The organism is Serratia sp. MF1(2023), from assembly GCF_030954545.1.
GTDB lineage: Bacteria > Pseudomonadota > Gammaproteobacteria > Enterobacterales > Enterobacteriaceae > Serratia > Serratia sarumanii.
Genome location: NZ_JAVHUX010000030.1, coordinates 1 through 24,806 on the forward strand (window position 1 = coordinate 1; position 24,806 = coordinate 24,806).

At 58.6% G+C, this 24,806-nt stretch carries 25 protein-coding genes, 1 tRNA gene and 1 pseudogene; 9 read left to right on the plus strand and 18 right to left on the minus strand.

What is annotated here, in order from left to right:
* Window positions 1-446: 446 nt before the first annotated feature.
* Window positions 447-522, minus strand: a tRNA-Phe gene (locus REA38_RS14970).
* Between the two features lie 704 nt (window positions 523-1,226).
* Between REA38_RS14970 and speF the strand changes: the two genes are divergently transcribed.
* Entirely contained in the window at window positions 1,227-3,392 is a 2,166-nt protein-coding gene (speF, locus tag REA38_RS14975; RefSeq protein WP_308886174.1) for an ornithine decarboxylase SpeF, read from the plus strand.
* A 50-nt stretch (window positions 3,393-3,442) separates the two neighbouring features.
* On the opposite strand, the gene mltC is transcribed toward speF, so the two are convergent.
* The 3 genes from mltC to mutY form a co-directional block, all read right to left on the minus strand.
* A complete protein-coding gene (mltC, locus tag REA38_RS14980) occupies window positions 3,443-4,519 on the minus strand; it encodes a membrane-bound lytic murein transglycosylase MltC (RefSeq protein ID WP_074026736.1) in 1,077 nt (358 codons plus the stop codon).
* 63 nt (window positions 4,520-4,582) lie between these two features.
* Window positions 4,583-4,855: an oxidative damage protection protein gene (locus REA38_RS14985; protein ID WP_004937404.1), complete on the minus strand. Its 273-nt coding sequence runs from the start codon at window positions 4,853-4,855 to the stop codon at window positions 4,583-4,585.
* Entirely contained in the window at window positions 4,852-5,952 is a 1,101-nt protein-coding gene (gene mutY, locus REA38_RS14990) for an A/G-specific adenine glycosylase (protein WP_308886135.1), read from the minus strand. Before mutY ends, REA38_RS14985 begins: the two co-directional genes overlap by 4 nt.
* Before the next feature lie 177 nt (window positions 5,953-6,129).
* On the opposite strand from mutY, the gene trmB reads away from it, so the two are divergent.
* The 5 genes from trmB to REA38_RS15015 all read left to right on the plus strand — a co-directional run bounded on the left by trmB (window position 6,130) and on the right by REA38_RS15015 (window position 9,482).
* On the plus strand, window positions 6,130-6,849 hold the full coding sequence (gene trmB / locus REA38_RS14995; protein ID WP_033654659.1) for a tRNA (guanosine(46)-N7)-methyltransferase TrmB: 720 nt from the start codon (window positions 6,130-6,132) through the stop codon (window positions 6,847-6,849).
* On the plus strand, window positions 6,849-7,175 hold the full coding sequence (locus REA38_RS15000; protein WP_025304256.1) for a YggL family protein: 327 nt from the start codon (window positions 6,849-6,851) through the stop codon (window positions 7,173-7,175). The genes trmB and REA38_RS15000 overlap by 1 nt, the downstream gene beginning before the upstream one ends.
* Window positions 7,176-7,270: 95 nt before the next feature.
* Window positions 7,271-8,194 carry a glutaminase B gene (gene glsB, locus REA38_RS15005; RefSeq protein ID WP_039567907.1) on the plus strand — a complete coding sequence of 308 codons (924 nt, stop codon included), beginning with the start codon at window positions 7,271-7,273 and terminating at the stop codon, window positions 8,192-8,194.
* Window positions 8,195-8,224: 30 nt separating this feature from the next.
* Complete coding sequence (locus tag REA38_RS15010) at window positions 8,225-8,947, plus strand: DUF2884 domain-containing protein (protein ID WP_033654660.1); 723 nt, start codon at window positions 8,225-8,227, stop codon at window positions 8,945-8,947.
* A 100-nt stretch (window positions 8,948-9,047) separates the two neighbouring features.
* Window positions 9,048-9,482 carry a DUF29 domain-containing protein gene (locus tag REA38_RS15015; RefSeq protein WP_308886136.1) on the plus strand — a complete coding sequence of 145 codons (435 nt, stop codon included), beginning with the start codon at window positions 9,048-9,050 and terminating at the stop codon, window positions 9,480-9,482.
* Between the two features lie 37 nt (window positions 9,483-9,519).
* Here REA38_RS15015 and hemW read toward each other — a convergent pair whose 3' ends face one another.
* Genes hemW through REA38_RS15045 form a run of 6 tightly spaced genes read right to left on the minus strand, consistent with a single transcriptional unit; the run spans window position 9,520 to window position 13,687 of the window.
* Window positions 9,520-10,662: a radical SAM family heme chaperone HemW gene (gene hemW, locus REA38_RS15020; protein WP_308886137.1), complete on the minus strand. Its 1,143-nt coding sequence runs from the start codon at window positions 10,660-10,662 to the stop codon at window positions 9,520-9,522.
* Window positions 10,655-11,248 (minus strand): XTP/dITP diphosphatase, encoded by a 594-nt coding sequence (locus REA38_RS15025; RefSeq protein WP_033635946.1) that lies wholly within the window; start codon window positions 11,246-11,248, stop codon window positions 10,655-10,657. The genes hemW and REA38_RS15025 overlap by 8 nt, the downstream gene beginning before the upstream one ends.
* A 17-nt stretch (window positions 11,249-11,265) precedes the next feature.
* A complete protein-coding gene (gene yggU / locus REA38_RS15030; protein ID WP_004948014.1) occupies window positions 11,266-11,556 on the minus strand; it encodes a DUF167 family protein YggU in 291 nt (96 codons plus the stop codon).
* Window positions 11,553-12,107 (minus strand): YggT family protein, encoded by a 555-nt coding sequence (locus REA38_RS15035; RefSeq protein WP_033635944.1) that lies wholly within the window; start codon window positions 12,105-12,107, stop codon window positions 11,553-11,555. Before REA38_RS15035 ends, yggU begins: the two co-directional genes overlap by 4 nt.
* A 31-nt stretch (window positions 12,108-12,138) precedes the next feature.
* Window positions 12,139-12,960 (minus strand): pyrroline-5-carboxylate reductase, encoded by an 822-nt coding sequence (gene proC / locus REA38_RS15040; protein WP_308886138.1) that lies wholly within the window; start codon window positions 12,958-12,960, stop codon window positions 12,139-12,141.
* Window positions 12,961-12,979: 19 nt separating this feature from the next.
* Window positions 12,980-13,687, minus strand: coding sequence for a YggS family pyridoxal phosphate-dependent enzyme (locus tag REA38_RS15045; RefSeq protein ID WP_308886139.1), 708 nt, complete (start codon window positions 13,685-13,687; stop codon window positions 12,980-12,982).
* A 20-nt stretch (window positions 13,688-13,707) separates the two neighbouring features.
* On the opposite strand from REA38_RS15045, the gene REA38_RS15050 reads away from it, so the two are divergent.
* Window positions 13,708-14,730, plus strand: coding sequence for a type IV pilus twitching motility protein PilT (locus REA38_RS15050; RefSeq protein WP_308886140.1), 1,023 nt, complete (start codon window positions 13,708-13,710; stop codon window positions 14,728-14,730).
* On the opposite strand, the gene ruvX is transcribed toward REA38_RS15050, so the two are convergent.
* From ruvX to REA38_RS15080, 6 genes are all read right to left on the minus strand, one after another.
* Complete coding sequence (gene ruvX / locus REA38_RS15055) at window positions 14,727-15,149, minus strand: Holliday junction resolvase RuvX (RefSeq protein WP_308886141.1); 423 nt, start codon at window positions 15,147-15,149, stop codon at window positions 14,727-14,729. The genes REA38_RS15050 and ruvX overlap by 4 nt on opposite strands.
* Window positions 15,149-15,712, minus strand: a complete 564-nt coding sequence (locus REA38_RS15060; RefSeq protein ID WP_033635940.1) for a YqgE/AlgH family protein — start codon at window positions 15,710-15,712, stop codon at window positions 15,149-15,151. The genes ruvX and REA38_RS15060 overlap by 1 nt, the downstream gene beginning before the upstream one ends.
* 141 nt (window positions 15,713-15,853) lie before the next feature.
* The gene (gene gshB, locus REA38_RS15065; protein ID WP_033635939.1) at window positions 15,854-16,804 is read right to left on the minus strand and encodes a glutathione synthase; all 951 of its coding nucleotides are present in this window, start codon (window positions 16,802-16,804) and stop codon (window positions 15,854-15,856) included.
* A gap of 10 nt (window positions 16,805-16,814) precedes the next feature.
* A complete protein-coding gene (gene rsmE / locus REA38_RS15070; RefSeq protein WP_033649590.1) occupies window positions 16,815-17,546 on the minus strand; it encodes a 16S rRNA (uracil(1498)-N(3))-methyltransferase in 732 nt (243 codons plus the stop codon).
* Between the two features lie 69 nt (window positions 17,547-17,615).
* A complete protein-coding gene (gene endA / locus REA38_RS15075) occupies window positions 17,616-18,311 on the minus strand; it encodes a deoxyribonuclease I (protein WP_041036666.1) in 696 nt (231 codons plus the stop codon).
* Window positions 18,312-18,412: 101 nt separating this feature from the next.
* The gene (locus tag REA38_RS15080; protein WP_016930082.1) at window positions 18,413-18,925 is read right to left on the minus strand and encodes a SprT family zinc-dependent metalloprotease; all 513 of its coding nucleotides are present in this window, start codon (window positions 18,923-18,925) and stop codon (window positions 18,413-18,415) included.
* A 349-nt stretch (window positions 18,926-19,274) separates the two neighbouring features.
* Here REA38_RS15080 and fumA point away from each other — a divergent pair, with 349 nt between their 5' ends.
* Together fumA and REA38_RS15090 are read left to right on the plus strand one after the other, a co-directional pair.
* On the plus strand, window positions 19,275-20,921 hold the full coding sequence (fumA, locus tag REA38_RS15085; protein ID WP_033649593.1) for a class I fumarate hydratase FumA: 1,647 nt from the start codon (window positions 19,275-19,277) through the stop codon (window positions 20,919-20,921).
* A gap of 150 nt (window positions 20,922-21,071) precedes the next feature.
* Window positions 21,072-21,938: a helix-turn-helix domain-containing protein gene (locus REA38_RS15090; RefSeq protein ID WP_039567215.1), complete on the plus strand. Its 867-nt coding sequence runs from the start codon at window positions 21,072-21,074 to the stop codon at window positions 21,936-21,938.
* Here REA38_RS15090 and REA38_RS15095 read toward each other — a convergent pair.
* Window positions 21,862-22,344, minus strand: a pseudogene (locus REA38_RS15095) (XdhC family protein); the annotation flags it as partial. The gene REA38_RS15090 and the pseudogene REA38_RS15095 overlap by 77 nt on opposite strands.
* 376 nt (window positions 22,345-22,720) lie before the next feature.
* The gene (locus tag REA38_RS15100) at window positions 22,721-24,805 is read right to left on the minus strand and encodes a hypothetical protein (RefSeq protein ID WP_308886142.1); all 2,085 of its coding nucleotides are present in this window, start codon (window positions 24,803-24,805) and stop codon (window positions 22,721-22,723) included.
* Window position 24,806 lies beyond the last annotated feature (1 nt).

The window sequence follows — 24,806 nt, forward strand, 5'->3', positions numbered from 1 at the left end:
GCCGGTTGTCCAGTGAGAGTGTCTTCGATTTTTCCTCACACCGTTTCCGTCACACTATTGACTCGGAGTTGATGAAATCCCCAGACAGAAATCTTAAACTGGTGATGGTTCTGCTGGGTCACCGTAACGTCAGTACAACACTGGAGTATATCGTATTGGATATGGAGGTAGTAGGTAAAGCTCTGGTACAGGAGCTTGTTTTACATTCGGGTATCTCTGCTAGGAGTAGGTTTCAATGCTGGTCAGAGGTATGTTTTGCTGTGAATATCACCAGCGATCGAGAAAAGGACGCCTGTAGGCAAACACAGGCATCCTTCTTGAGGAATTCAACTTACAACGTCGTAGTGGTAAAGGGTTTCTTAACCACCTATTTGACAAGTTTATTCCGTATTAACCACCCGTTAAAGTTCTCATCCTTTAACCAGTGTGCATTGATGCAGAATTAGTGGTGCCCGGACTCGGAATCGAACCAAGGACACGGGGATTTTCAATCCCCTGCTCTACCGACTGAGCTATCCGGGCAACGGGGCGCATTAAACCGTATTGGCCGGATGGCGTCAATCGCTTTCTGTCACAAAGCCGATCGGTTGCTCTATTTTCAGGCAGCGAACCCGGCGGGATGGGGGGCGGGGGGATATCGCCTTTCAATAAATATGCATATAAAACGTGTATTTATACCGATGACACGAGCGTGGGTTCTTATTTTTTAATTAAATAACAATGCATTATGATTTAATCAACGAGCGTTCAATCAAGGCGATTCTTGCTTGAACCCCGCAACGAATCATGCAATCATTGCGCAAATTTTAGCACTATCCGTTCCCTGACGGTGTTCACGCTTCTTATAAGCCAGAGGGTTATTGGCATGACTGGTTTTGTTGCTCAAGCGCTGCTGCGCACCAGACATCTGACGCCACCACCGTTCCGCCGTTGTTTCCTCCGTACGCCATCCGCCCGAATACGCCTGCCGGCCATGCGGTAAGCCGCCTGATGCCCGCTGTTAGGCATGCGTAAAGCCAGCGCTGCGGCCCTGATTTTACTGATGCCTGTCGGACGCTGCCAAGACCAGTTTTCCCGATAGCCGCCTGATGATCGCCGATCATGAGCCGGTCACGCACGCCGCTTATGCTGCCGTGCCCGGGTATCGCTTTTACCGGGATAACCGCGTTATCTCATTACCGTGCCGGTGGCACACCCTCATCCTTCACCGTTTGAGAGTCAGCATGATGAAAGAATTGAAAATCGCGACCAGCGCCAGCCTGGTCGCCACCATTGAGACGCTGCGTCAGATCGTGCGCGTAGAGCAGACGGACTACACCGACGTGGCGGCGGTGGTGGTGTCGGTCGCCGACGTGAACGCCGGTATTCTGGCGCGCTTGCAGGCGACGGGGTTCGACATCCCGACCTTCGTGGCGGTGGAAGGGGACGAGCATCTCTCGCCGGACTATCTGCCATTCGTCAGTGGGGTCTTCGCGCTGCTGGCCGGCGCCAGCAAGCCGTTCTACATGGCGCAGCTGGAGGCCGCCGCCGACGCCTACGAGCAGGCGCTGCTGCCGCCGTTCTTCAAAACGCTGAAGACCTACGTCGAGATGGAAAATTCGACCTTCGCCTGCCCGGGGCACCAGGGCGGCGAGTTCTTCCGCAAGCACCCGGCCGGCAGGCAGTTCTTCGATTTCTACGGTGAAACCCTGTTCCGTTCCGACATGTGCAACGCCGACGTCAAGCTGGGCGATCTGCTGATCCACGAAGGATCGGCCAAGGATGCGCAAAAGCACGCGGCGCGGGTGTTCAACGCCGATAAAACCTATTTCGTGCTCAATGGCACCTCGGCGGCCAACAAGGTGGTGACCAACGCGCTGCTGACCCGTGGCGATCTGGTGCTGTTCGATCGCAACAACCACAAATCTAACCACCACGGGGCGCTGATCCAGGCCGGCGCCACGCCGGTCTATCTGGAAACCGCCCGCAACCCGTTCGGCTTTATCGGCGGCATCGACGCGCGCTGCTTCGACGAACGCTACCTGCGCGAGCAGATCCGCGAAGTGGCGCCGGAGAAGGCGGCGGCGGCGCGGCCGTTCCGGCTGGCGATTATTCAGCTCGGCACCTACGACGGCACGATTTACAACGCTCGCCAAGTGATCGACACCATCGGCCATCTGTGCGACTACATCCTGTTCGACTCCGCCTGGGTGGGTTACGAAGGCTTTATTCCGATGCTGAAAGAGTGCTCGCCGCTGCTGCTGGAGCTGGACGAGCACGATCCGGGCATTTTCGTCACCCAGTCGGTGCATAAACAGCAGGCGGGGTTCTCGCAGACCTCGCAGATCCACAAGAAAGACGACCATATCAAAGGGCAAAAGCGCCACTGCAACCACAAGCACCTGAACAACGCGTTCATGTTGCATGCGTCGACCAGCCCGTTCTATCCGCTGTTCGCCGCGCTGGACGTCAACGCCAAGATGCACGCCGGCCCCGCCGGGCGCCGCATGTGGATGGACTGTGTCAAGCTGGGCATCGAGACGCGCAAACAGCTGCTCAAGCGCTGCTCGCAGCTGAAGCCGTTTATTCCGCAGCAGGTGGCGGGTAAAGACTGGCAGGATCACGATACTGACCTTATCGCCAACGACGCGCGCTTCTTCACCTTCGTGCCGGGGGAGACGTGGCACGGCTTCGAAGGCTATGCCCAGGATCAGTATTTGGTCGATCCGTGCAAGCTGCTGCTGACCACGCCAGGGATTGACGCCGCGACCGGCCAATACACCGAGTTCGGCGTGCCGGCCACCATTCTGGCCAACTTCCTGCGCGAGAACGGCATCGTGCCGGAGAAGTGCGATCTCAACTCGATCCTGTTCCTGCTGACCCCGGCGGAGAACCCGGCCAAGATGGAACAGCTGGTGGAGATGCTGGCACAGTTCGAACGCTATGTTGCAGAGGACGCGCCGCTGAGCGTGGTGCTGCCGACGGTGTACCGCAAGAACGAGCAGCGCTACCGCGGTTACAGCATTCGCCGGCTGTGTCAGGAGATGCACGATCTGTACGTCAGCTTCGACGTCAAACAGCTGCAAAAGGAGATGTTCCGCCAGGATCATTTCCCGCCGGTGGTGATGAACCCGCAGGACGCCAACGTGGAGTTTATCCGCGATAACGTCGAGCTGGTGCCGATCGGCCAGGCGGAAGGGCGCATCGCGGCGGAAGGCGCCTTGCCGTACCCGCCGGGCGTGCTGTGCGTGGTGCCGGGCGAAGTGTGGGGCGGCGCGGTGCAGCGCTATTTCCTGGCGCTGGAAGAGGGCATCAACCGCCTGCCGGGCTTCTCGCCGGAGCTGCAGGGGGTCTACATCGAGAAAAAAGATCACGGCTGGAAGCACATCTTCGGCTATATGATCAAGCCATAGAAAAAGGGCCGGTTCGCACCGGCCCTTCCCATTTATCCACGCGGAACGCGTTACTTCCTGCGGTAGCTCTTCTGCGCGGTATTCACTTTCACCAGATAGCGGCGCGACTCGGCGGCCGGGTGCTTGGTGGTCAGCGTCTGATACACGTCGCCCGGCTGCATGGCGTTGATGATGCCCACCGCGCGCGCTCTGTCGCTGGAGAACACCCGCAGCACGCTGCCGGCGCCGCCGTTGTAGGCGGTGATCACCGCATAGCGGCGCGAGGTCGGGTTCTGAATGCCGCCCAGGTAGTTGTTCTGCAGGATCGCCAGGTAGGCGGTGCCGGTGTCGATGTTGTTCTCCGGATCGAACAGGTAGCTGCGGCTCGGGGTGCCCCACTTGCCGCGCATCTGGAACACATCCTTGCCGGCGGTATGCTGCATCACCTGCATCAGGCCCAGCGCGTCCGAACCGCTCACCGCATACGGGTTGAAGCTCGATTCGGTCTGCATGATAGCCAGGATCAGCGATTCGTCCACGCCGTATTTTTCCGACGCCTTGCGCACCATCGGCAGATATTTGTGCGCACGTTTGTCCAGGTGGTTCGGCACCAGCTGGATGGTGACCGAGTAGATCACGTGCAGGCCGGAGGTGCGTTTTTGCAGCTTGGTCTGCAGCAGGTAATCGGCGAAGTGCGCCGCGCGCCATTCCCAGCGGATCGGCGCGCCCTTGTTATCCAGCACCTGGCCGTACAGGAACGGCTCTTTGCTGATCTGGATATCGTTGGCGTCGGAATAGAGATCGATGGAGCCCGGATCGTCACCCATCAGCAGCGTGCTGATGATCGCCTGGCGCAGGTGCGCGGCCGGATCGGTGGTGGCGATGGTCTCGATGGTAATGGCGCCGGTGTCGAAGTTGATGTGGCTGCGGGTTTGGTATTGGTCGGTATATTTGACGTAGTCTTTCGGCCCGGCGATCAGAACTTCGTTCAGACCCCAGATGTTCTCGATGTTGTGGGCGAATTGGCCCATCAGAATGTCGAAGCCGTTGGTATCTTTAATCCAGGCTTCGTTGATTTCTTCACTTTTTTTGCCGGAACAGGAGATCAGCAAAGGCGCTATTACGAGCAAAGCTAAAATTTTCTTCATCTTAAAGCCGTTTGGAAGAAGTATAAGAGGATTGAAGCGGGCCAGCGCCTGGCCCCAACAGCGTTATTCGCTCGGCGGCGTATAGCCTTCGATGTGCACGTCGTGCCCTTCGAACAGGAACTTGATCATTTCCTCTTCCAGCAGCTTGCGGTCGTCCACGTTCATCATGTTCAGCTTCTTCTCGTTGATCAGCATGGTCTGCTTCTTCATCCACTCGCCCCAGGCTTCCTTGGAGATCTCGTTGTAGATGCGCTTGCCGACGTCGCCGGGATAAAGCTGGAAGTCCTGGCCTTCGGCGTCGCGCTGCAGGAAAGTACAAAAAATGGTGCGGCTCATGCTAATTCCTCATCGATGGCGCTATCGCCATATAAGTTTTGTTGGATCGGGGGCTGCTTGGCCAGCTGTTGCAACAAACGGTCTACCGGCGCCGCCAGCCCGACCGACGGCGGCTGCGCTAAGTTATACCAGAGACCCGCGCCCTCATCCATGCCGCTGCCCGCCGCGTCGAGCGACAGCCACATCGGCACGATATCGAGGTGGAAATGGCTGAACGTGTGGCGAAACGCGGTCAGCTGTTCCAGGCACTTGCCTTTCAGACCGCGCTGCTGCAGCCAGAGTTCCAAATCGACGCGCGCGCTGAACTGCGGGAAGCAGAACAGGCCGCCCCACAGCCCCACCGCCGGGCGCTGTTCCAGCCACACGCGCTCGCCGTGCTGCAGCAATAAGAAGTAGGCGGTTTTTTCCGGCAAGGTCTGTTTGGGTTTCTTGCCGGGGTAGTTGGCCCAGCTGTGGTTGGCGTAAGACAGGCAGCCGACGTTGAGCGGGCAGAGTTCGCACTTGGGCTTGGAGCGGGTGCAGACCATGGCGCCCAGATCCATCATCGCTTGGTTGAACTGGCCGACGCCCTGCGCCGGGGTGACCTCTTCGCTGATTTTCCACAGCCGGTTTTCGACCTCTTTCTTGCCCGGCCAGCCCTCCACCGCGTAGCAGCGGGCCAGCACGCGCTTCACGTTGCCGTCGAGGATCGGATAGTGTTGGCCCAGCGCCAACGACAGCACCGCGCCGGCGGTGGAACGGCCGACGCCCGGTAAATCGGCGATTTCTGCGAAGGTTGTCGGGAACTCGCCGCCGTGCTGTGCGACAATGGTCTGCGCCGCCTTGTGCAGGTTGCGGGCGCGGGCGTAATAGCCGAGGCCGGTCCACAGATGCAGCACTTCGTCCAGCGGGGCCTCCGCCAGCGCGCGCACGTTGGGAAAACGGGCCATAAAGCGCTGAAAATAAGGAATGACGGTGGCAACCTGGGTCTGTTGCAACATCACCTCGGAGAGCCATACTTGATAGGCGGTTTTCTCCAGCTGCCACGGCAGGGTCTTGCGGCCGTAGCGCTGATACCAGTCAAGCACCACCTGTGCGAATTGTTGTGCTTGCATCATGAGCAGCGTCGTTATCCGGCAGAAAATGAAGCGAGATTGCAGCATAGAGTCATGGTGCTGTAAACCGGAACTTTCCGACGCCGCACGGCGGGTACAGAAGATGAACACTTGCTAAACCAATGTATCTTTGCATAATGCGCGTTTCCCTAATTGGCAGCCAAACAGACAGAAAGCACTATGATTAATGACGTCATCTCCCCGGAATTTGATGAGAACGGCCGCGCGATGCGCCGTATCCGCAGTTTTGTCCGCCGCCAGGGGCGGCTGACCAAAGGCCAGCAGCACGCGCTGGAGAACTATTGGCCGGTGATGGGCGTGGAGTATCAGGCTGACGCTGTCGATCTCGCCGCGCTGTTCGGCCGCGACGCGCCGACGGTGCTGGAGATCGGTTTTGGCATGGGCGCCTCGCTGGTGACCATGGCGGGCAACAACCCGCAGCAGAACTTTTTAGGGATTGAGGTGCACTCGCCGGGCGTGGGCGCCTGCCTGGCCGACGCCCACGAGGCGAAGCTGAGCAACCTGCGCGTGATGTGCCACGACGCGGTTGAGGTGCTGGAAAACATGATCCCGGATGGCTCGCTGGACATGGTGCAGCTGTTCTTCCCCGATCCGTGGCACAAGGCGCGTCACAACAAGCGCCGCATCGTGCAAACGCCGTTTGTCGAACTGGTGCTGCGCAAGCTGAAGACCGGCGGCGTCTTCCACATGGCCACCGATTGGCAACCTTATGCGGAACATATGTTAGAGGTTATGAACGGGGTCGCAGGCTACCGTAATCTTTCCAGCGATAATGATTACGTGCCGCGTCCGGATTCGCGCCCACTGACGAAATTTGAATTACGCGGCCAGCGCCTGGGACATGGCGTTTGGGACTTGATGTTTGAGAGGAAAGAATAATGGCTAAGAACCGCAGTCGTCGTTTACGTAAAAAGTTGCACATTGAAGAATTTCAGGAGCTGGGTTTCTCCGTAGCCTGGCGCTTCGCCGAAGGCACGTCGGTGGAAGACATCGACAGCACGCTGGATACCTTCATCGATGAAGTGATCGAGCCGAACGGCCTGGCGTTTGACGGCAGCGGCTACCTGCAGTGGGAAGGTCTGATCTGCCTGCAGAAGATCGGCCACTGCACCGACGAGCATCGCGAGCTGGTGAAAAACTGGCTGGAAGCGCGCAAACTGAGCGACGTTAAGGTCAGCGATCTGTTCGATATCTGGTGGGATTGATCGCGCTTGCCCGATGAGCGCGGCTTCGCGCCGCGCCGTTTTATTGATCTAAGGTGCCTTAACGGCGCCTTTGTTTTGCCCGGAGTGTGACCGAGGTGGTAACAACATTGGATAACGCGTTGCTGGAGGAGATCCTGCAACAGGTGCGCCCGCTGATTGGCCAGGGGAAAGTGGCCGACTACATCCCGGCGTTGGCGGAAGTGCCCGCCGATCGGCTGGCGATCGCCGTCTGCACGGTGGACGGCGAACTGTTCCAGGCCGGCGACGCCGCGGAGCGCTTCTCCATTCAGTCGATCTCCAAGGTGCTGAGCCTGACGCTGGCGCTGACGCGCTATCAGGAGCCTGAGATCTGGCGGCGCGTCGGCAAAGAGCCTTCCGGCCTGCCGTTCAACTCGCTGCTGCAGCTGGAGATGGAACAGGGCAAACCGCGCAATCCGTTTATCAACCCCGGCGCGCTGGTGGTGTGCGACATGCTGCAAACCCGGCTCAGCGCCCCCAAACAGCGGATGCTGGAGGTGGTGCGCCAGCTGGCCGGCGAAGACGACCTGGCCTATGACCTGCGGGTGGCGCGCTCCGAGTTCGAACACTCCGATCGCAATGCGGCCATCGCCTACCTGATGAAGTCGTTCGGCAACTTCGAAAACGACGTGATCACCGTCCTGCAAACCTATTTCCACTACTGTGCGCTGCGCATGAGCTGCGTGGAGCTGGCGCGCAGCTTCGTCTATCTGGCCAATCGCGGCCGCGATCTCAGCGGCGAGGCGGTGATCAGCCCGTTGCAGGCCCGCCAGATCAATGCTCTGATGATGACCAGCGGCATGTACGACGGCGCCGGCGAATTCGCCTATCGGGTGGGGATGCCGGGCAAGTCCGGCGTGGGCGGCGGCATCGTGGCTATCGTACCGGATGAGTTGTCGATCGTCGTCTGGTCGCCGGAGCTGGATGCTTCCGGCAACTCGCTGGCGGGAACTGCGGCGCTGGAACTGTTGTCTCAACGTATCGGTCGTTCGATTTTTTAATCCCAATCTGGATGGGAGTCAGGAGAAGCTATGTTGAAGAAAACCGGGTTAGCCTTACTGCTGCTGGCGGCGACTGCCGCGCAGGCCCACGCCGAGTACCAATGCAGCGTTAAACCCCAGGATGATGTGATCATCAGCCCGCAGAGCGTGCAGGTGAAAGGCGCCAGCGGCGACCTGCAAATTTCGCCGGATGGCGACGTGATCCGCAACGGCCAGGCGCTGAGCCTGAACGACAGCCAGCGGCAGAAAGCCTTCAGTTACCAGAGCGCGCTGCGCAAGCAGCTGCCGTGGATCGACGACGGCGCGCAGCAGCACCTGGAGAAAGCCCGCTCGTCGCTGGATAAGGTGATCGTCAAAGAGCTGGGCAGCAACAGCAACGTGCGCAACCGGCTGACCACCCTGAACGGCCAGCTGAAACAGCAGATGAACCGCATCATCGAGCACCGCAGCGACGGCCTGACCTTCCACCACAAGGCGATTGACCAGGTGGAACAGGACGGCCGCAACATCGTGCAGCAGAGCATGGGCGGCGTGCTGCAGGACAGCCTGAACGAGATGGGCGTCAAACAGGCCGCCAACAGCGGCGGCAACCCGCTGCAGGCGATCATGGGCAACCTGGGCGGCTTGCAGAAGGCGATCCAGAACGAATGGAACAACCAGGAGCAGGACTTCCAGAACTTCGGCCGCGACGTTTGCAACCGCGTCACCGCACTGGAAACCCAGCGCAAGGATCTGCTGAAGGCGTTGAAGTAAGTTAAGAATTTCCTCGGGAGAACGTTCTTTGACCTTCTGAAGCTTATCTGACAGACTGGTCAAACTACGTACAGATTTAGGGATGTTTACGGAGGACGCTATGAGCCATACACGTTACGAAACCGATGTTGTCGCCTGGGCAAATGAACAGGCAGCTCTTTTGCGCTCCGGGAAATTGTCTGAGATCGATATTGAAAAGATCGCCGAGGAGATTGAGGACGTGGGGAAGAGCGAGCAAAGGGAACTTGCTAGCCGGATGACGGTGCTGATTGCACATTTGCTTAAATGGAAATATCAGCCGGCTAGGCGCGGAACCAGTTGGGAGAGAACGATTAAAGCGCAGCGCAAAGAGGTGCTTTACAGCTTGAAAGAGTCTCCCAGCCTAAAAGGTAAACTGGGCGATGCTGATTGGCTGGATGTCGTCTGGTCGAAGGCCGTTGCGCTCGCCACGGCCAAAACCGGGCTGGATGTGTATCCGGAAAATGACATCTGGGAAACTCAGCAGATTCTGTCTCAGACGTTTTACCCGGATTAACACCAATAAAAAAGCGCTGATTATTCAGCGCTTTTTTTTACTCGTCGTCCGCCAGGAACAGTTCCAGCAGCGAGTTGAGGAACAGTTTGCCCTTCTCGGTGATCTGCCAGTGCTCCGCGGTTTCTTCCAGATAGCCTTTGGCCAGCGCCTCGTCCAGCTGCGGGCGAATGACGCTTTCCGCCAGCCCGGTGTAGTTGGCGAAGTCGGCGCGCGGCGCGGCTTCCAGCAGGCGGAAGCGGTTCATGAAGAATTCGAACGGCCGATCCGCCGCCGCCACCTCATGCTGCTTGTCCATGTAGTCGCCGCGCATAAAGCCGCGCGGGTGCTTGGTCTTGGCGGTGCGCAGGATGCGCCCGTTGCTGAAGGTCACCTTGCCGTGCGCGCCGCAGCCGATCCCCAGATAGTCGCCGAAGCGCCAGTAGTTGAGGTTGTGCTGGCATTGGTAGCCCGGTTTGGCATAGGCCGAGGTTTCATACTGCTGATAGCCGGCGGCGCTCAGCAACTGGTGGCCGCGTTCGAAGATATCCCACAGCGCGTCGTCGTCCGGCAAGACCGGCGGGCGCGAGCTGAACAGGGTGTTCGGCTCGATGGTCAGCTGATACCACGACAGGTGCGGCGGATTGAGGGCGATAGCCTGGCGCAGATCGTCCAGCGCCTCTTCCAGCGACTGATCCGGCAGGCCGTGCATCAGATCGAGGTTGAAGCTGCGCAGGCCGAGGCCGGTCGCCAGCGTCGCCGCGCGCTTGGCCTCTTCCGGGCCGTGGATGCGCCCCAGGCGGGTCAGCTTCTCGGCGCTGAAGCTTTGCACCCCGATGGAGATGCGGTTGACGCCGGCGCGCTGGTAGCCGCTGAAGCGATCGGCCTCCACGGTGCCGGGGTTGGCCTCCATGGTGATTTCGGCGTCGTCGGCGACGCGAATGCGCGCCCGCACGCCGTCCAGCAAGGCTTGCATCGCCTCGGCGCTCAGCAGGCTGGGGGTGCCGCCGCCGATGAAGATGGTGCTTATCTCCCGGCCGCCGGCCAGCGGCAGGTCGGCATCCAGATCCGCCAACAGATGATCGACATACTCCTGATGCGGCACGTCACCCTTCAGCGCATGGGAGTTGAAGTCGCAGTACGGGCATTTCTGCACGCACCACGGGATGTGGATGTAGAGACTCAGCGGGGGCAGCTTAAGCATTGCGCATGGCTTCCAACATCAGCTTCAACGCCTTGCCACGGTGCGAAATCGCCCGCTTCTCGTCGCGGCTCAGCTCGGCGGCGGTGCGGCCTAGCTCCGGCACGTAGAAGACAGGATCGTAACCGAAACCGCCTTCGCCGGCGGCCTGCTCGGTGATTTCGCCGGCCCAGCTGCCGTGGAACACCAGCGGCGTCGGATCTTGCGCATGGCGCAGATAGACCAGCACGCAGTGGAATTGCGCGCCGCGCCGGCCTGGCGCCACGTCTTTCAGCGCCGCCAGCAGCTTGTCGAGGTTCTGCCGATCGTCGGCGTCTTCACCGGCGTAGCGCGCGGAGTAGATGCCCGGTGCGCCTCCCAGCGCGTCTACCGCCAGGCCGGAGTCGTCGGCGATCGCCGGCAGGCCGGTGACCTGTGCCGCATGGCGCGCTTTCAGAATGGCGTTTTCGATAAACGTCAGCCCGGTTTCTTCGGCAGATTCCACGCCCAGATCGGTTTGCGCGACCACGTCCAGGCCGAAATCGGCCAACAGGTCGGCGAGTTCGCGCACTTTGCCCGGGTTACCGGTGGCAAGAACGACTTTTTGCATAATGACTACCTTGAAAATTATTCGATGAGCGCCGCGACCACGGCGGGGATCTGTTGCGGATTCACGATGCGTAACTGTTTATGCCGCCCCAGTTCGCCTTTCTCGATGGTGACGTTGCTTTTCGCCACTTTGAACTGCTTGGCGATAAACTTGATCAGATGGGCGTTGGCTTGGCCGTCGACCGGCGGGGCGGTGATGGCGACTTTCAGTTCGTCGCCATGCAAGCCGATAATTTGGTCGCGGCTGGCTTTCGGCTGAATATATAGCCTGATCGCCAGCCCGTCCAGCACCGGAGTGACTGCACTCACAGCAGGAACCAGATCTCGCCGAACAGATCCATGCCCAGGTAATTGATCAGATAGAGGATCAGGATCACCACCATGGCGGAAAAGTCGATGCCGCCCATCGCCGGGATGATGCGACGGATCGGCGCCATCAAGGGTTCGGTAAGCTGGTACATTACATAGTCGATCGGGCTGCGGCCCTGGCTTATCCAGCTCATCAGCGCACGAATGATCATCACCCAGAAGATCAGGTAGCCGGCAGACTTCACCAGCGAGATCAGGCCGAACAGCAGGTTATATGGGCTGAGCGACATCGCGCCGCCCTGGATCAGCAGCAGCAGCGGGTACTTGATGGTCATCAGCAGGAACGCCAGCAGCAGCGAAGCGCTGTCGATGGGCCCCAGCGACGGGATGATGCGGCGCAGCGGGCCGACCACCGGCTGGGTGATCTTCACCACAAACTGCGAGAACGGGTTGTAAAAATCGGTGCGTGTCCACTGCATCCAAATGCGCAGCAACAGCACCATCACGTACAGATCAATAACGGTCTTGACCAGGAAAGTCAGCGTTAGCATGAAGTGGTCCTTCTCCTTAACTCATGGTTATTTAAAATAATTTTTCCATCTCTTGCGCGCGGGAAACGGCGGCCTGCATCGCTTGCGCCACGGTTTCCGGCAGATGGCGTTCATTGAACACCCGCAGCGCTTCGGCGGTGGTGCCACCTTTGGAGGTCACCTGCTCGCGCAGCGTGCCCAGCGGCGTATCCGGGTTGGCTTCCACCAGTGCGGCGGCGCCGGAAGCGGCCTGCTGCACCAGATCGCGCGCGGTCTGGCTGTCGAAGCCCATACGTTCGGCCTCTTTTTGCATCGCCTCCATAAACAGGAAGAAATAGGCCGGGGCGCTGCCCGCGGCGGCGATCACGCCGTTGATGCCATTTTCGTCATCGACCCAGCAAACTTTACCGACCGACGCCATTAAATCACCGGTGTAGTCGCGATCCTGCTGGCTGACCTGCGCCGGCGCGTACAACCCGCTCATGCCCTTGCCGACCAACGACGGGGTGTTGGGCATGATGCGCACGATGTCCAGCTTGTCGCCGAGCAGCTGATAGAAACGGCTGACCTGAATACCGGCGGCGATCGACAGCACCAGTTTGCCGCTGAAATCGACCTGCTCGCGCAGCGGTTGGCAAACGTCGGCCATCATCTGCGGTTTGACCGCCAGCACCACTACTTCGGCCGCGCGCGCGCAGGCGACGTTGTCGCCGTTGCTGACGATGCCATAGTCCGCCGCCAGCGCATCGCGGTTTTTCGCCGAAGGAGCGCAGACGCTGATGGATTTGGCCGGATAGCCGCCTGCCACCAGGCCGGCGATGATTGCACGCGCCATGTTGCCGGCGCCGATAAAGGTAATCTTGCGATGTTGCATCAAATCCCTCGTCTGTTTGTCAGGCCTGCGAGTAGTCGCGGGCGCCAAAAATTGCGGTGCCGATGCGCACCAGGGTGCTGCCTGCGGCAATCGCTGCCGCCATATCGTCCGTCATGCCCATCGACAGCGTATCGGCCTGCGGATAACGCTGACGCAGGGCGAGAAAGGCGTCGTTCATCCGGCCGAATACCGCCAACTGCCGCTGATAATCCGCTTCCGGTGCCGGGATGGCCATCAGGCCGCGCAGTGTCAGGTTCGGCAGCGCAGCGATCGCTTCGGCCAGCGCTGGCAGTTCGCTTAACGCGATGCCGGATTTGCTCTGCTCGTCGCTGATGTTGATTTGAATCAGCACGTTGAGCGGCGGCAGGTCGGCCGGGCGCTGATCGCTCAGGCGCTGGGCGATGCGCAGCCGATCTACGGTGTGGCACCAGGCGAAGTGTTCCGCCACCAGCCGACTCTTATTGGATTGCAGCGGGCCGATAAAGTGCCACACCAACTCGCCGCCCTGCGGCGACTCGGCGAAATGCCGGATCTTGTCTACCCCTTCCTGCACGTAGTTCTCGCCGAAGGCGCGTTGGCCGGCGGCGATGGCTTCTGCGATCGCCGCCACAGGTTTGGTTTTGCTGACTGCAAGCAGGGCTACTTCTTCTGGCGCCCGCGCGCAGTTTTGCGCGGCGGCCGCGATGCGGTTTCTGACATCCTGCAGGTTCTGTTGGATAGTGCTCATTATTGACCCGGGAGAGTGATATGGATATCGATGAATTCGTGGCCCTTAGTGTAAAGCATAATGCTTCCGATCTGCACCTTTGTGCCGGTCATCCGCCGATGTTGCGCATCGACGGTGAACTGCAGCCGCTGGCGGCGGCGCCAACGCTGACGGCGCAAGGCGTGCAGGCCCTCTGCGACGGATTGCTGAATGCGCAGCAGCGCGAGAGCCTGCGGCGGCTGGGGCAGGTCGATCTGGCGCTGCACCGGCCGGGCGGGGAACGGCTGCGGGCCAACGTTTTTCAGCAAAGCGCGGGGATGTCTCTCGCATTGCGGCGCATCGCCGGGCAGGCGCCTTCGCTTGCCGAGCTGGCGGCGCCGGCCATCGTCCCGGCGCTGCTGCGGCGCGACGACGGGCTTCTCCTGGTCACTGGCGCCACCGGCAGCGGCAAGTCCACCACGCTGGCGGCGATGATCGACGAGATCAACCGGCACCAGCAGCGGCACATTTTGACGCTGGAGGATCCGATCGAATTCCTGCACCGCAGCCGGCGTTCGCTGATCCAGCAGCGGGAGATCGGCCGCGACAGCCACAGCTTCGATGCGGCGTTGCGCGCCGCGCTGCGCGAAGATCCGGATGTGATCCTGCTGGGTGAGCTGCGCGATATCGCCACCATCCGGCTGGCGCTCACCGCGGCGGAGACCGGCCATCTGGTGCTGGCGACGTTGCACACCCGCAGCGCGCCGCAGGCGGTGGAACGGCTGGTGGACGTGTTTCCGGCGGAAGAGAAACCCTATGTGCGTGCCCAGCTGGCCGGCAGCCTGCAGGCGGTGATCGCACAAAAGCTGATGCGGCGGCCCGGCGGTGGGCGAGTGGCGATCTTTGAGGTGCTGACGGCGACGGCGGCGGTCAGCAACCTGATCCGCGAAGGGAAAAACCACCAGTTGGCGAGCGTGTTGCAAACCGGCGCGCAGTCCGGCATGCAAACCTTTGAGCAAGGTTTGCAGCAGCGGATCGACGCCGGCGTGTTGGGGGAGAGTGCGGGGGAGGGAACGGAGGGTTAACCCAGCTGCCGTTCGAACCAGCTTTCGAGGATCACCACCGCAGAGGCGGAATCCACGCTGCCTTTGTCGAGCGCGCGGAAGCCGCCGCGATCGAACAGGTTGGCGCGCGCTTCCACGGTGCTCAGGCGCTCGTCATGCAGATCGATTTGGATGCCGAAGCGGCCGTGCAGGCGGTTGGCGAACTTGCGCGCCAGGGCGGTCACGGGTTGTTCGGTGCCGTCCATGTTCAGCGGCAGGCCGACCACCACCAGATCCGGCTGCCACTCCTTCAGCAGCTTTTCGATTTTCAGCCAGTCCGGCGAGCCGTCCTGCGCTTTGAAGGCCGGCAGGGCGCGGGCGCTGCCGGTCAACTCCTGGCCGACGGCCGCGCCGATGCTTTTGGTGCCGAAGTCGAAGGCGATAATGGTGCGGTTGCTCATCAGGCGTGTCCTGCGTGGTTGGCGATGCTGCGAATGTCGATACCCAGAAGGTTCCCCGCCTCGCGCCAACGGCTGGCGATCGGCGTGCGGAACAGAATGTCGGTGTTGGCCTCGATGGTCAGCCAGGCGTTCTCCAACACCTCCTGCTCCAGCTGGCCCTTTTCCCAACCTGCATAACCCAGCGCCACCAGCACGTCGTCCGGTTGTTCCGGGGTGCCGAGCGTTTCCAGCACGTCTTTCGAGGTGGTGATCATGGTGTTGGGGGAAATTTGAATGCTGGCACCGAAGCCGTGGCGCGGCGTATGCAGGATAAATCCGCGATCGTCCGCCAGCGGGCCGCCGGCGAACACCGGCTTGTCCAGGCTGATGGCCGGATCGCGCGCAGGCGGCATGATCTTCAGCTTGCTCAATACCGTGGCTACCGTGAACTGCTCCACCGGTTTATTGATCACCAAACCCATGGCGCCTTCTTCGTTGTGCTCGCAGACGTAAATCACCGAGCGCTTGAAGCGAGGATCCTGCAGGGTGGGCATGGCGATCAGAAAATGGTGCTGTAAATTCATGGCGTTAGTATAAGGTAATCAATGGGTGAGAAAATAAACAGCCGCCAGTATGCGGCTATACCCGCCGCCTTTCAAGCCGCGAAAAGGCGGCTTTGGCGGGCGCGATGCTGGATAGCGGGCGGCAGGCCGCCCGCATGCGCATTACTTCGCCGCCAGGCGCTTTTCAATCGCGTCCATCAGCATGCCGGTAATCGAGATCGGGAATGCCGCCTCAATTTCGCGTGCGCAGGTTGGGCTGGTCACGTTGATCTCGGTCAGGCGATCGCCGATCACGTCCAGGCCGACGAAGATCAGCCCTTTCTCTTTCAGCGTCGGGGCGACGGTGCGGGCGATTTTCCAGTCGCTCTCGCTCAGCGGGCGCGCTTCGCCGCGGCCGCCGGCCGCCAGGTTGCCGCGGGTCTCGCCCTGCGCCGGAATGCGCGCCAGGCAGTAAGGCACCGGCTCGCCGTCGACGACCAGGATGCGTTTGTCGCCGTCCTTGATCGCCGGCAGGAAGTTCTGCGCCATGCAGAAACGGCTGCCGTGTTCGGTCAGGGTTTCGATGATCACCGACAGGTTGGGATCGTCCTGCTTCACGCGGAAGATAGACGCGCCGCCCATGCCGTCCAGCGGCTTCAGGATGATGTCGCCGTGCTGCTGGTGGAATTTGCGGATGTGCGCGGCGCTGCGGCTGACCAGCGTGTCCGGCGTCAGCTCAGGGAACCAGGCGGTGAACAGCTTCTCGTTGCAGTCGCGCAGGCTCTGCGGCTTGTTGACCACCAGCGTGCCTTTGACCTCGGCGCGCTCCAGAATGTAGGTCGCGTAGATGTATTCGGTATCGAACGGCGGATCCTTGCGCATCAGGATCACGTCCAGATCGTGCAGCGCCAGATCCTGCTCGCTGCCGAAGCTGAACCAGTTCTCCTTGTCTTCCTTCACGCTCAGCAGGCGAGTGCGGGCGCGCCCGTCACCGGCGTGCAGATAGAGATCGTTCATCTCCATGTAGTGCAATTCGTAACCGCGGCGCTGCGCTTCGAGCAGCATGGCGAAGCTGGTGTCTTTCTTGATGTTGATGGAATCGATAGGATCCATCACGATGCCGAGCTTAATCATCTTTTCTCCTTTAACCCAGGTCGCCGAAGCGGACCTGCAGAGCGGTAATGGCGGTGAGCGCTGTGGTTTCGGTACGCAGAACGCGTGGCCCCAACAGAATATCAGTAAATCCGTGGCCGGTGGTCATGGCGATTTCGTCGGCGGACAAACCGCCTTCCGGGCCGATCAGCAGGCGGACGCGGTCTACCGGCTGTGGCAGGGTGTTGATGCTGTGGCTGGCGCGCGGATGCAGGTTGAGCTTCAGGCTGCCGTCTTGTTCGGCGCACCAGGCTTCCAGCGACATCGCCTCGCGGATTTCGGGAATGCGGTTGCGGCCGCACTGTTCGCAGGCGGCGATGGCGATCTTTTGCCATTGCTGGATTTTCTTCGCCAGACGCTCGCCGTCCAGTTTGACGCCGCAGCGCTCGGAAAACAGTGGGGTAATGACGTTGACGCCCAGCTCGATGGATTTCTGGATGGTGAACTCCATCTTCTCGCCGCGCGAGATCACCTGGCCCAGATGCAGGTTGAGCGGCGATTCGATGTCGTCCACGCGGCCGTCGCTGAGGCGCACCAGCACGCTCTTTTTGTCCACCCGAACTATCTCGGCGTCGAACACCTGGTTGCTGCCGTCGAACAGCTGCAGCGCCTGGCCGGCGCTCATGCGCAGCACGCGGCCGACGTGGTTGGCGGCGTCCTCGCTGAGGGCGATCTCCGCCCGATCGGTCAACGGCTGCGGATGGTAAATGCGGGGTATGCGCATGGGTAGTCTGATCCTGACGAAACGGCGCCGTGGGTTGGCGGCGCCATGAAAGATAAAGGCTATAGTAGGTTAGCTTTTCCGCTGCTGACAAGCCTGTTGAATATAGGGGTTGTGGTTGCCCTGCACCTTGGCGATACGTGCTTCACGCTGACATTCCCATTGGCTCACCGGATATTGCCGGTTCCACACCTCGAACAGCTGGGTTTGCTGGCGTGACAGCCGCAGCTGGTAGCGATCGCGCATGTAGAAGTAGGTGCGGGCGATGGCGCCGCGGGCGCGGGCGGGCGGCTCCGCCTGTTTATTCTTGAAGTCCACCTTCATCGGGCATTGCCCGTACTGGCCGGCGCCGCCGTTCCATTGGCTGTACATGAAGTTATTGCGGTCGCCGTTCACTTCGCCGATCGCCGGCTGCAGGTTGTGCAGATCGGTTTCTATCTGGCGATAGGTGGCGTCCTTGTTGCAGTTTTTGCGCCCGCCGTCCTGCCAGCACTGCAGCTGGTGGCCGAACTGCCAGGCCGGCACCACGTGTTCCCACTCGATACGCTGCGCGCGCTGGGCGTTTTTACGCACCTGATAGCCGCAGCCGGCGAGATCCGGGATGCCCTTCTTGCCTTGCCAGTCGATGCGGCAGCCGCAGTAAAAGCTGCCCGGCGCATCCTGGTTAATCTTGGCCGACGCCGCCTTGGCCTGAGAAAAATTATTGATGCCGTGCGCCTGTACGGCGCCTGCGGCGAAAACCGCGATAAACAAAATTCTGCGAAGCATATTCCAAAACAGCTCAAAATTGGAAAAGCAGGCAGGGTAACGGAACTTGCCGGCAGTGGCAAATGGCGATATTTGCTTGTTTTAACGTATAAATCGTTTAACTAAAGGTTCTCGCTAGCGAGAAATTTCAGTTTTTCGCCGCACCGGCGGCAGCGGTATTCGCTTTCGCCGCGCAGCACGCGATTATGGCGGCGGATGGTGAGCTGGTGCTGCCCGCAGCCGCAGCGATAGGGGAAGGTTTTGCTTTGCACCGAGGCGGTTTCGAAGCGGTGGGTGCGGCTGGCGGGGGTCAGCAGCACGCTTTCCATCATCCAGCGCCATTCGCGGCCGTGCGGCGCCACCCGGCCGAATTGGCGAAACACCAGCAGGTGCGCCAACTCGTGCGGCACCACTTCATCGATAAACGGCTGTTGGTTTTCCAGCAGCAGCACCGGATTCAGGCGGATTTCCCAGCTTTGCAGCCAGGCGGTGCCCGCGCTGGTGCCGCGTTGCTGATAGACGATACTGGGTTCGGGGAACTCGACGGCAAAATGCCGGCGGGCCAACTGCAGCTTTTCTCGCAGGCAGCGCATTACCGCTTGTTGCAGCGCGATGGGGATTCTCGGTTTGTTCATTGCGGCCTAGCTTAAGCAATGGCGCGGCGGCTGACAATACGCCCCGCGTAAATCGCATCCGGCGCTTTTTCGCCACATTGATAAGACGATCGCCGCCGATGGATTGTAATCAATGTGTTAACTGCGGGATAATAAAGCGTGCATGATGAGCCTGTACCCGCAGTTCTCACCGAGCAAGGTTGAAACGCCGCCTGTGGTAATCCCTTACGCAAAGAGCGGTTATTTTGCGATTTGGCGCAATAACTGACTGATTAAAAATACGTAAGGTGGAGGCAGTTTTTTGACAAGGCGCCGAGCCGTGCGCCGCAAGTGTGAATTTAACGCAGCTGATGTTGCAAGTGAGAGATCAATGTCGAATAAACCGTTCCACTATCAAGATCCGTTCCCGCTGAAGAAAGACGATACCGAATACTACCTGCTGAGCCGCGACCACGTTTCCGTGAGCGAATTTGAAGGCCAGGAAATTCTGAAAGTTGCCCCTGAAGCGTTAACCCTGCTTGCCCAGCATGCGTTCCACGACGCCTCGTTCATGCTGCGCCCGGCGCACCAGCAGCAGGTGGCCGATATCCTCAAAGATCCGGACGCCAGCGAAAACGACAAGTATGTTGCGCTGCAATTTCTGCGTAACTCAGAAATCGCCGCCAAGGGTATTTTACCGACCTGCCAGGACACCGGCACGGCGATCATCGTCGGCAAAAAGGGCCAGCGCGTCTGGACCGGCGGCGGCGATGAAGCCGCGCTGTCGCGCGGGGTGTACAACACCTACATCCAAGAGAATTTGCGCTATTCGCAGAACGCCGCGCTGGATATGTACAAAGAGGTCAACACCGGCAGCAACCTGCCGGCGCAGATCGATCTCTACAGCGTGGACGGCGAAGAGTATAAGTTCCTGTGCATCGCCAAGGGAGGCGGTTCCGCCAACAAAACCTATCTGTATCAGGAAACCAAGGCGCTGCTGTCGCCGGGCAAACTGAAAAATTACCTGGTCGACAAGATGCGCACGCTGGGCACCGCGGCTTGCCCGCCGTACCACGTGGCGTTCGTCATCGGCGGCACCTCGGCGGAAGCGACGCTGAAAACCGTCAAGCTGGCTTCGACCAAGTATTACGATGGTCTGCCGACCGAAGGCAACGAGCATGGCCAGGCGTTCCGCGATCTGGAACTTGAAGCGGAATTGCTGCAAGAAGCGCAGAACCTGGGTCTGGGCGCGCAGTTCGGCGGCAAATACTTCGCGCACGATATCCGCGTGGTGCGCCTGCCGCGCCACGGCGCGTCGTGCCCGGTCGGCATGGGCGTCTCCTGCTCCGCGGATCGCAACATCAAAGGCAAGATCAACCGCGACGGCATCTGGCTGGAAAAACTGGAGCACAATCCGGGGAAATTCATTCCTCAGGAGCTGCGCCAGGCCGGGGAGGGCGAGGCGATCAAGGTCGATCTCAACCGTCCGATGGCCGAGATCCTCAAACAGCTGTCGCAGTACCCGGTTTCCACCCGCCTGTCGCTGAGCGGCACCATCATCGTCGGCCGCGATATCGCGCACGCCAAGCTGAAAGAGCGCCTGGATCGCGGTGAAGGCCTGCCGCAGTACGTCAAGGATCACCCGATCTACTACGCCGGCCCGGCCAAAACGCCGGAGGGCTACGCGTCCGGTTCGTTGGGGCCAACCACCGCCGGGCGTATGGACTCCTACGTCGATCTGCTGCAATCCCACGGCGGCAGCATGATCATGCTGGCGAAAGGCAACCGCAGCCAGCAGGTAACGGATGCCTGCCACAAGCACGGCGGTTTCTATCTCGGCAGCATCGGCGGCCCGGCGGCGGTGCTGGCGCAGCAGAGCATCAAGAGCCTGGAGTGCGTGGAGTACCCTGAGCTGGGCATGGAAGCGATCTGGAAAATCGAGGTGGAAGATTTCCCGGCGTTTATCTTGGTGGATGACAAAGGCAATGACTTCTTCCAGAAGATCCAGGCCGGTCAGTGCTCCAGCTGCCTGAAATAAGCGCGGCCCCCTTCGCCGCCTGCGGGCGGTGAAGGGGATTGTGTAAAGTCCTGTAGCCTGCTGGACGGCGAGTTTTAACCTGTATACCCTACGCGGACAGCACTAAAATTCGACTAATGGAATATCGGCAACAGAAGGCTCGGCAAGCACATGAGTACGCAGGAAAGTCATATCAAGGAATTGCTGGTCTGGATTGAGGATAATCTGACCAATCCGCTGTCGTTGGATATCGTTTCCGCCAAGTCAGGCTATACGAAATGGTATCTGCAGCGCATGTTCAAGAAGCAGACCGGATTATCGTTAGCTTCGTATATCCGCGCTCGCCGCCTCTATCTCGCCGCCTTCGCCTTGCGTTTCACGCAGAAGAGCATCCTCGATATCTCGGTCGAATACCAATTCGATAACCAGCAGACGTTCTCGCGCTGTTTCAAGAAACACTTCGCCGAATCGCCCAGCGTCTATCGCCATGCCCGCAAGCAGGACTTCAGTAATCTGGTGCGTTCGCTGGCGGCCAGCCAGCCGGGCGATATTCAGGTCGAACGCGTCAGCATCGCCAGCGGGCAATACGCCTTTCACGGCAAGCAGTACGCTTATCACCTGGATATCGAGAAGCTGGACAAGTCGCACCTGCCGCAGCGCAGCGCGCTGCGGGCGCAGTTCTATACCTTATTGGGCGAGCGCCCGATGCAAACCTATTCGTTTACCCAACTGGTGCCGGACGGCGAGCGGGTCAGGGTCGATTATACCCTGGGCGTGACGACGGAATACCCGCTGCGCGAAGGCGTGGTGCTGGAGCCGCTGCCGGAGATCCACGGCGAGTTTTGCCGTTTTCGCTATTCCGGCAAGCCGGTGGCGCTCAATGACCACATCATTCAAATCTACACGCAGGTGCTGCCCGAAATGGGGCTGGCCCGCGGTGACGGGCCGGACATTACGGTGTTCAGCTATTCGCTGAGCGGGAAAGAGGAGCTGCATCTGGAGTTGCAGCATCTGGTGCCGGTGGTGCCGCTGCATTGAGCCCGTCGGCGGCCGGCAGCCGGTTTTTTTGCTGCACGATCGCCGCCATCACCGCCAGGGCGATCTCCGCCGGGGTTTTGCTGCCAAGCGGCAGGCCGATCGGCGCATGGATGCGTTCCAGCTCCTGCGGGGTGAATTCGGCAATCTGCTGCAAACGCTGGCGCCGCCGCGCGCTGTTTCTGAGCGAGCCCATGGCGCCGATGTAAAACGCCGGGGTGTGGATCGCTTCCATCAGCGTCAGGTCGTCCATGCGCGGATCGTGGGTCAGCGCCACGACGGCGGTATTGGCGTGGCAACCCCCTTCCTCAATGAATTTGGCCGGAAACTGACGCAGCAACGTCACGCCCGGTTTCAGCTCGGTGGCAAAGTTATCCAGCGCCTCCGGGCGGTTCTCGCACACCAGCATATTGCGCGCGAAATCATTTGACACCATTTTGAAAAACATTTGATACGTGCAACAATGCAGGAAACAAAGACTTTTGATACCAAATGACGCCAAGGGCCACATGCGTGCAGCCCCTGGCATCAGGTCAATTTACGTGGTTTCGTCCCTTATAATGTCTCAGTCATCAACTATTGACCTCAATGCCGAAAAGCTCTGAGGCGGAAAAAATAAACGGGTAATAGGATGAAAAGTTGTCAAAAACGACCTCATAGTAAACTTCATCCTCATCCGCTGAATCTCCCCCGAGCACAACAGATACCACCCCCGTCGCCGGTAGCCCAGAAAAACTACCGGACTGCGAAACTCGTTCACCTACTTCAAATCGTGGCATATGACCTCACTGAGCTAACTCATCAACAATCTTGGCCGTAGACCCTGGCGTTTTGTTTACTTGCCCCAAGACTCCCGCGGAAGAGATGTGATACATGGCAGAACCCATAGCGCCCGACTCTACGGTCAAATCATACGAAGGTCGATTGGGTTGGCCAGAATCAGATATGATATTGAACCTATTGCGATTTCCACTAACGTATCTCAGGGATGAATACGTTGCATCTTGTGAATAACCGGCGTCATAAACTTTCAAATTGGTGTTGCAGTCAGTGATCTGTTGCATCGTTATGCCGTTACGACCACAGTAATTTACTGCATAATCAATTTGTGTCCGTTTTACATCGGTGAGTACCCCTCCCGCTAATAAAATATCGCTTAGTTGAATGATGAGGTTCCCATTGTAAAATGAGTTGATGGCGATGCCATTTCTTCCTGATTTCTTGATATTAGCATTCAAGATCAAGCCATCGCATGCGTTGACAACGACAGAGTTCACTTCAAACGCTCTGCTCACATCGTACCCAGTAATTTCAACTCTCCCGGTACAATTGTTAACGGTTAACGCGCCACCTTGTGTCGTTCTCACATCAAAGCGGCCATTTACATTGATGACATTGACCAACTCAATAGCAAATGTGCCAGACCTGCCTTGCCCTATAACTTTGCAAGAGCCGTGGTTTACATCACGGACATAACGAATGCCCACTGCGTTAACTATCGTATTAATAAAGATATTGTTATCTAAAGTTATCCCTTCAATTAAGAGTCCTGCCGCGATGAAATCAGCATTGACAGTACCAATCCCAATGCCACCGTAACACCCAACAAAAACATTATTCACATAGGTGTTATAGCTTGCTTGAAAAACCGAATCTACATCTTCAGCGTTGTTTGCAATTCCAGCGCCTTTCAACCCATTCCCAATATTTTTAAAATAGCAGCCGTCGATGAGTACAAATTTCCCCTTCACAACAATGCCGTCACCACCACCCAGCGATGCGATCATGGCGGAGTCAACTATCTCGCAATTGGTGAACGTAATTTGTTCACATGTCTTCCTGATGATTGCGCCGTCCTGGCCAGAATGATGAAACTTACATCCTTCAAAAATCAATCTCTTACAGTCATTTTGGATGGCTAAATTTTTGAATTTGGCATTTTTGAACGTCACATTAATAAACTTACAGTCAGTCCAGTTATCAAGCGTGTTCTCTGCAAATAAAAAGCCTGACGCTCCCGTCGTATCCGTATAATTGGTATCAATTATGATGTTTTTTATAATCAAATTTGATACTCCAGAGGTTCCATTGGCCGTGTCGTTCGAGTCCCCCTGGGCTGTTTTGATTGAGGAAATGAAAGGACATCGGACATCGGAAACACACTTAAATGTTGTGTTTTTACCAACCCATCCCTTGCCTAAGCTGTGGTTTATTGAGCGGGAGAAGTTATATATTTTATTCTCAACCAACGGCACTGGCTTTGTTGAAACGGTTTGCGCAATTTCCATCAGGTGCGCATCATCGTTGCCAAAACCACCGCCAAGAGACTCAATGGAAACACTTCCATTGATTGGCATCAATTGGAATGCACGGCCATTCACATCATAAATCAATGCCTTACCTCGAATTGCACCGTTAGCTACCCAATCTGTCCCTGATAGCAGTACGTTATCTTCATATTCATCTCTTTTTAATTGGCTTTCATTTAAAACAAGAGATGAATTTGAGTGTTTTCTGGTATAGACGAATTGTACGGAATTCGGTATTGATCGCGACTTTATCTCTGATGAGTTTTCATAGTAATGAACAACACTGGTTACACGCTCTCCCCCGTAGGGGTCAGAGAGTTTTTCAACCCCTAATTCCTTTATGGCTTCACTGAGCTGGAATAAATCGCGTTTATTTAAATCAATACCTGCTTTTTTTACTGTATTTATCAATTCAGCTTGTACAATGTTAAACCAGTCAGCGCCAGGCCAGCTTATACCGCCTTGTTGCACGCTTTCCCCAAACCAGCGTGTCGTATTGCTCTGCGGATCTTTCACTTCCGGCATTTCAGGAACACCGCTGGTATTGTCTAAATGAAACATA